Raw genomic sequence first — 7516 nt, forward strand, 5'->3', positions numbered from 1 at the left:
CTGGTATAGTCACGTATTGTAAAGAAGTTTTAGCCATTACATTTGTATATTAATTAATATTGGTTCATTAACCTTATTGGGTACTTTTGATGTTTGCGTTGGAATTGTGGCTGGACTATTCACGGCGTGTATGTCATTAGTTACACTTGCATTTTTAATCACTACTCCTGAGACTTCGTGCCTAATTTGGGTGGGCACAATTTTGGGTTTCCAAGCCGAGTGCTGCTGCGCGGGAGTCAGGCGGCACTTATGAGCAGAAAGGGTGGGAAAGATCATGAACCGCAGGCAAAGGTTTAGTCTGTTGAAAATATTGCCTAAGCCAAATCCAAAGATTAGGCCTGTCCGTTCTATCGGACTAAAATTTAAAACGTGTATATGGACAATGGATGACCGATTAAAGATCTGCAATTTTATAATTGCTCCATCCCTTATACTTAACGCCTRCAGTCTATTTTTTTTAATAAGAAAGTGTATCGTGATATTCTCAAAGATTAGCTATTATTGTTCTTCTTTGGCTATTGGGAAATGATTACTAAACCTCTTTTTGATGAAGGTCAATTGTTGGCAAGAATAGCCGAGCGGGATCATCTTGCATTTAAAGTCCTTTACGAAAAATATTATGGGACAATCTTTAAATTTTCTTTCCGCTTATTGCAATGCGAATCTTCTGCTGAAGAGGTAATTCAGGAAACAATGCTTCAGATCTGGCAGCTTGGCGACAAGCTCAGGACGATCAATAGTATTGAAGCTTTTATCAAGACAATAGCACGGCGTAGGGCAATTGATCAGCTAAGGATAAAAGAGCAGGGTTTCAATGTTCAGAAGGAAGTGTTAGCTATGTTAACGCCGATAGAACTGGATAATAATGAGTCCTTTACATTTGAGTCCGCACACGTTGCATTGGAAGAAGGTATAGGAAAACTGCCGGACCAGCAGCGTCAGGTTTATCAGCTTTGTTATCAGCAAGGTTTAAAATATCAGCAAGTGGCAGACAGACTGAATATAAGTCATGGAACGGTTCAGACCCATATGAAACTAGCCTTAAAATTCCTTAGGGGCTATGTCCGCAAACATTCACAGTTTGTAATCTTCGCTATACTATTTAAGCTTCTCTAAGTCACCGACGCCACAGTCAGTTCGATATTTTTTTTAAAATAAAATTACCTCGATTTCTTATTTCTCCGACTTATTAATAAAGTCACATGACAGCAAGGTTAAATATGACCTCATGTTTATCATAAAACCACAAAATGGACAAGAATAGATTTAGCTATTTATATGAGCAGTACCTGACCGGGCGTTTGACCTCTGATGAGCTTGAGGAGTGGAAAACGGCGTTATCTCAAGCTGATTCATATGCTGAAATTGATATTCTGGTACAGGATTTATGGGATAGGGACGATTTGCCGGCTCCTGACTATAATAGAGAAAATGCACTTAATATTTACAGGGAAATTGTTGCCTCACCTGATGAAGATGCTGATCCTGTAAAACAAAACATTGTAAAACTTTGGCCGCGTATTGCTGCTGTCGCTGCACTTTTTGTAGCAGTCTGTGGTATTGGTTTTTTCTTCTTATCAAAATACCGTCCTCAACCTGAAAAAAGCACCGCCTATGTAAAGGACATTGCACCAGGGAAAACAGGGGCCACTCTAACCCTTGCAAGCGGAAAAAAAATAAGACTGACCGATGCCATAAAAGGAGAAATAGCAAAGGAGTCGGGAATCAGTGTTAACAAAACAGCAGAGGGGTATCTGGTGTACCGATTAGGACCTTCTTCTGATAAGAAGGGGGGGGGAGAAGGAATGAATACGCTTTCCACAGCCCGAGGGGAAACCTACATTTTAATTTTACCGGATAAATCCAAGGTTTGGTTAAATGCGGCTTCCAGCCTAACTTATTCTACGGATCTTTTGGACCACGGTATCCGGAAAGTCCGCCTTCAGGGAGAAGCCTATTTCGAAATAGCTAAAGATAAGAAGCATCCTTTTGTAGTAAGTACTGCAAATCATGATGTAGAGGTTTTAGGGACACATTTTAATGTCAATAGCTATCCGGAAGAATCCTCAACCACTACGACATTGCTTGAGGGCAGTGTAAAAATAATTACCGAAAAATTAACACGCCTGCTTAAACCCAATCAGCAATCCGTATTTACTGACGGTGGTTTCAATGTGAAAAATGTAAATGCTGAAGATGCCGTAGCCTGGAAAGACGGCGCCTTTATTTTCGAAGACGAAACATTGCAGAGTATTATGAGACGGATTTCCAGGTGGTATAACGTTGAGGTCGAATATGCTGAAAATGTAGATAAGGATAAGTTATATGGGGGCGGGGTGTCAAGGTACGCCAATGTCTCTTCTGTGCTGGAAATATTGGAGTCAACAAAAAATATACACTTTAAAGTTAAGGGAAGGAGGATATTGGTGACGAAATAGATCTACTGTATATCACTCAAATATCAATTCACCCTAAAGAACCATTATGGTAAACTATCAATCCCGATGTATACCGGGACTGATAGTGTGTTTTGATCTTATGTTCCCGAAAAAGGAACTATTAATTGTTTAACCGCGGGCTTACAAATTTTCGACGATCAGGAAGCATCCGCAAAACCAACCAAAACAACCAAAAGTATGAAATTTATTCATCTATTTAGATGCAATATCCGATATGTCGCACCTAAACAAATTTTGCGCATTATGAAGTTGATTATTGTCATCATGACAACCTTTCTGTTACAGTTAAGTGCATCTACTCTTGCGCAGCATATTACGCTCAAGGAAAATAATATAAGTCTTCGGAAAGTCTTCACTCAGATAAGAAAGCAGACAGGATATATTGTACTCTATGAGTCTGATCTTGTGAAAACGACAACGGCAGTAAGTGTTGATTTAGAAAACATCCAACTGGAGCAGGCCCTGAAAATTATTTTAAAAGATCAGAATTTAAACTTCGAATTAAGACAAAAATCAATCATTCTCAGCAAAAAAAGCATTTCTTCCGTAAAGCCCTTCATTGATAAAAGTGTCGGGGCAATTGATATTAAAGGGAAGGTTGTAGATGAGGATGGTAAAGGGATACCATCTGTAAGTATTTTGATAAAGGGAACAAAAAACGGCACCTATACAAATGATAACGGTGGTTTCTCGATTTCGCTAATAAACGGGGAACAGGAAATTGTTGTATCCGCAGTAGGTTATATTACGCAGACTATACTTGTTGGAAACCAAACAAGCATCAGTGTGGTCCTCAAAGAAAATAAATCGGAGTTAGGTGAGGTTGTAGTAGTGGGGTACGGAACACAAAAGAAAGGTAACCTGACCGGAGCAGTTTCTGTTGTTTCTATGGACAAAGTTCTTGGAGACCGGCCGGTTACAAATGTTGGATCTGCATTACAGGGTGCTGTACCGGGGCTTACCGTTTCGGGAAGTGCAAATCCGGGAGCAAGTAAAAGTATCAATATACGCGGTATAACTTCTATAAACGGCGGTAGCCCATTGATTTTAGTGGATAACGTCGTGACGACAAACCTGGACCTGATAAATCCTGCGGACATTGAGACCGTTTCTGTATTAAAAGATGCAGCTTCGGCTGCAATATATGGGGCAAGGGCTTCGTTCGGCGTAGTGATCATTACGACCAAAAAAGGCAAAAAAAATCAAAAAACGCAGTTAACTTACAACGGAAGTTTTGCATTTCAAAAGCCAGTCGATATTCCTGAAAAGGCGTCGCCTCTGGAAACCGTCCAGGGTTATAAAGATATGGGCTATACAACTTATTGGTCAGGCCAGAATGTAGATAAATGGCTTGGCCTGCTAAAACAGTATAATGCTAATCCGGGCAATTTTCCGGAGGCAGGATGGGTTGAGGATGGCGGTTATCGCTATTTTTTAAAGGCCAACAATGAGATGAAAGATATGACCTCAGGGGCGGCTACCAAATACAATCACAATATATCCGCGTCAGGAGGTAGTGAGCATATTGATTATCGGTTTTCGCTCGGGCAGGCAAATGAAGATGGTATATTTATAACCGATAAAGACCGTTATAAAAGAACCAATGTATCTGCTTACGTCAATGCAGACATTAACAAGTGGCTTGCCACTTCAGTTGATGTTAAATATGCCAACGGTTATAGGACTATGCCGAAAAATGCTGGAGAATTTGCTTTGTATGGAACCACACACCCTTCCTATTATCCTACAGATTCTTTACCGTATAATGGTGTAATGTATCCTGTAAACACCCCGGCAAATATTATCAAGAACAGTGATGTAGAAAGCTGGTTAAATAAAAATACCCGCATCTTTTCCCGTACAGAACTTTCACCTCTTAAAGGACTTAAAGGCTATCTTGAATATACTTACGAAACTAATATCCAGGATAATAAATGGTATAACAATCTGTACTGGTTGCAGCGGGGAGTTGAAAATGCACTGGATCCATCTGACCAATCCACTGCTTACTTTAAAGATATAAACCAGATTACCTATAAATCCCTGAATGCCTATCTAACCTATGAGAAAAGTTTTCTGAACTCCCACACCATAAAACTTACCGCTGGATTTAACCAGGAGGAAAGTACTTCCGAGGGGCTGTCGTCAAAGAACTATTACATGATCAGCAATGGTCTGCCTTCCATTTCGGGAGGTACGGGAATAGTTGAATCAAAGGACCGGTTTAGTGAGTATGCTATCCAGAGTGGTTTTTATCGCCTTAACTATAATTTTAAGGACAAATATTTACTTGAAGCCAATGGGAGATACGACGGTAGTTCCAAATTTCCTGCCGATCACCGTTACGGTTTTTTTCCATCGGTATCCGCAGGTTGGGTGATCAGCAAAGAGTCATTCATGCAATCATTTAATTGGATGAATACCCTTAAGGTAAGGGCATCTTATGGTTCACTGGGCAACCAGAGTATTGATGACTACCAGTTTTACTCAGTGATGAACTCATATCAGCCATTCTGGATATATAATGGCCTTCGGCCTACCTCATTGACAACGCCAGGCCTGGTGCGTAAAGATTTCACCTGGGAGAAAGTAAATACGGTTGACATTGGCGTTGATGTTGCCTTTCTAAAGGACAGGCTTTCTGCAAATTTTGACTGGTACAGACGGAATACACTCGGGATGTTATCCCCAGGGCTTGATTTTCCAGCAGTAGTCGGCGTCAGTGCACCACTGCAGAACGCCGCAGATCTCAAAACAAAAGGATGGGAGCTTTCGATACAATGGCGTGATAAAATAAATGATTGGAGATATTCTGCGGGCTTTAATCTTTACGATTCCAGGAGCTTTATTACCCGGTACCGCAATGAAAACAAAGTGCTGACTGATTACTATGAAGGTATGGAAATGGGCGAGATATGGGGCTATGTTACCGATGGGTTTTACACTGCCGACGATTTTGAATCAAATGGTGCCTTGAAAAAAAATGTAGTTGCTATTCAGGGGGTGATGTCGCATGAGGGGGATATAAAATATAAAAACCTCAGAGATGATGCGAATTCGATTAATCAGATCGATATTGGTAATGGTACCCTGGCCAATCCCGGTGATAGAAAAGTTATAGGTAATAATAGTGCCCGTTATAATTTTGGCTTTAACGCCTCAATCGGATGGAAAAATCTGGACCTGTCCGTTTTGTTACAGGGCGTAGCCAAAAGAGATTACTGGGTCGGTGGAGACCTGATGTTTCCGCATGCCGGAAAATTCTCCACTTTCAACCAATATCAACTGGATTACTGGACACCTGAACATAAAGACGCATACTATGGCCGGTTGTATAAAGATGCAGGAGAGTCACATATAGTTAACCAAAGAGTTCAGTCCAAATTCCTTCAGAATGCTTCTTATCTTCGTTTAAAAAATGTTTCCCTTGGCTATGTTATTCCAAAATCATGGTTTGGAAAGATCCCTTTAACGGGTGCCCGGATATTTTTCAGTGGTGAGAACATTTTCACCTTCACCAAGTTTATACCCGGAATAGATCCGGAATTCACCAAGCCTATACCCGAAAAAGATCCGCAATCCAAGCCTATACTCGGAAAAGATCCGGAACTGCAATGGCAATATCCTCAGATGGCTACCTATTCATTTGGAATAAATGTTAACCTTTAATTTAAACGTAATGAAAAGAACAACTATTTATATACTTGCATTGATCAGTTTATTTTCATGCAAAAAGAATTCTTTAGATAAATATCCCAAAGACCGGCTTATAGAGGAAACGGCTTTTATTACCTATGATAATTTTAAAACTTATGGGTGGTCGTTGTATGATATATTCGAAAGCCCCACCCACGTACAATATGTAGGTACCAATGATGCAGTAGGCTGTATGTATAACGGCGATTTTTTGAGTGGGGTTTTACAGAATAAAGGACAATTGAGAAATCCATGGGCATGGCAATTGGTTACCCCTGAACAAAATGCCGGAGGCTGGGACTTCTCTTTCATACGGAGGGCCAACATCATGCTTGACCACATTGATCAGTCGACAATGAGTGATATCGACAAGAAACACTGGCGCTCAGTAGGTCTGTTTTTCAGGGCGTATCATTATGTGGAGCTACTGGCCCGTTTTGGAGATGTACCATGGCTGGAGCATGTTGTGAAAGAATCAGACGAAAACATCATCTACGGTTCAAGAACAGGACGGGATATAGTAGCGGCCAATATTTTAAGGGATCTCCAATATGCCGAAACAAATATTAAAGTTCTGGGTGAAGGTGCATCCAGCAATACGATCAATCAAAAAGTGGTAAGGGCATTGTTATCAAGGTTTGCCCTGTTTGAAGGAACATGGAGGAAATATCATGGACTCGATAATGCGAGTACCTATTTAACAGAGTGTGCTCGCGCATCAAAACTATTGATAGATGCTACGCCGACCATCGGTAACAATTATCAGCAGTTATGGTCTACTGAAGTATTGAAAGATTATCCCGGGGTCTTTTTGTTCAAGGAGTATACAAACTCCATTATTATGCAGCCATTTTCAAGAGCGGAAAGAGGCGGTGGCCAGAAAGTGGAAATGCATGCCCGGACTTTAGAAAGGTATTTGTGCACAGATGGTAAAACCATTTCGAAGAGCCCTTTGTATAATGGCGATGCCACCATAAATGATGAATTCAGGAATAGGGATCCTCGTCTTTTGTATCGGGTAATTCCTCCATATAAAGTAAACGGAACATTAAATACCACTACCTGGAGCCATACTGGTGCCCCTCTAGACAGAGAATACATCGACGTAATGAATGCATTGGACAAAACTGCTAACAGACCATTTCCGGTAAAAAGCTGGCAGCCATTTATTATTTTGAATTCTCCCAATATACAGGGGGCTCAAATCAACCAGGCGCCTGTTTCCTGCAATACCGGTTATTATTTCTACATGTACTACAATACAGAGACCAATGTTACCGGTGGCGCTAATTTTTCAACAACGGATGTTCCGCTTTTCCATGTAGAAGAAACCATGCTGAACTATGCAGAAGCAAAATATG

General features: G+C 40.7%; 5 protein-coding genes. All 5 read left to right on the plus strand.

The features are described 5' to 3' along the window. Positions 1–106 precede the first annotated feature (106 nt). The gene (locus AC1DPQ_RS12080) at positions 107–253 is read left to right on the plus strand and encodes a hypothetical protein (RefSeq protein ID WP_477609464.1); all 147 of its coding nucleotides are present in this window, start codon (positions 107–109) and stop codon (positions 251–253) included. A 272-nt stretch (positions 254–525) separates the two neighbouring features. Further along, positions 526–1116, plus strand: a complete 591-nt coding sequence (locus tag AC1DPQ_RS12085) for an RNA polymerase sigma factor (protein WP_477584936.1) — start codon at positions 526–528, stop codon at positions 1114–1116. Between the two features lie 134 nt (positions 1117–1250). Beyond that, the gene (locus AC1DPQ_RS12090; protein ID WP_477584937.1) at positions 1251–2438 is read left to right on the plus strand and encodes a FecR domain-containing protein; all 1188 of its coding nucleotides are present in this window, start codon (positions 1251–1253) and stop codon (positions 2436–2438) included. A gap of 264 nt (positions 2439–2702) precedes the next feature. Next, positions 2703–6128 (plus strand): TonB-dependent receptor, encoded by a 3426-nt coding sequence (locus AC1DPQ_RS12095; protein ID WP_477609460.1) that lies wholly within the window; start codon positions 2703–2705, stop codon positions 6126–6128. A gap of 10 nt (positions 6129–6138) precedes the next feature. Further along, positions 6139–7516: RagB/SusD family nutrient uptake outer membrane protein (locus AC1DPQ_RS12100; protein ID WP_477609462.1), on the plus strand; the 1378-nt coding region annotated here is incomplete at its 3' end.

Source organism: Pedobacter sp. 01T416_2 (assembly GCF_056398925.1).

Coding starts and splice junctions, on each gene's coding strand:
- AC1DPQ_RS12085 (WP_477584936.1), top strand. CDS start 526: ATGATTACTAAACCTCTTTTTGATGAAGGTCAATTGTTGGCAAGAATA.
- AC1DPQ_RS12090 (WP_477584937.1), top strand. CDS start 1,251: ATGGACAAGAATAGATTTAGCTATTTATATGAGCAGTACCTGACCGGG.
- AC1DPQ_RS12095 (WP_477609460.1), top strand. CDS start 2,703: ATGAAGTTGATTATTGTCATCATGACAACCTTTCTGTTACAGTTAAGT.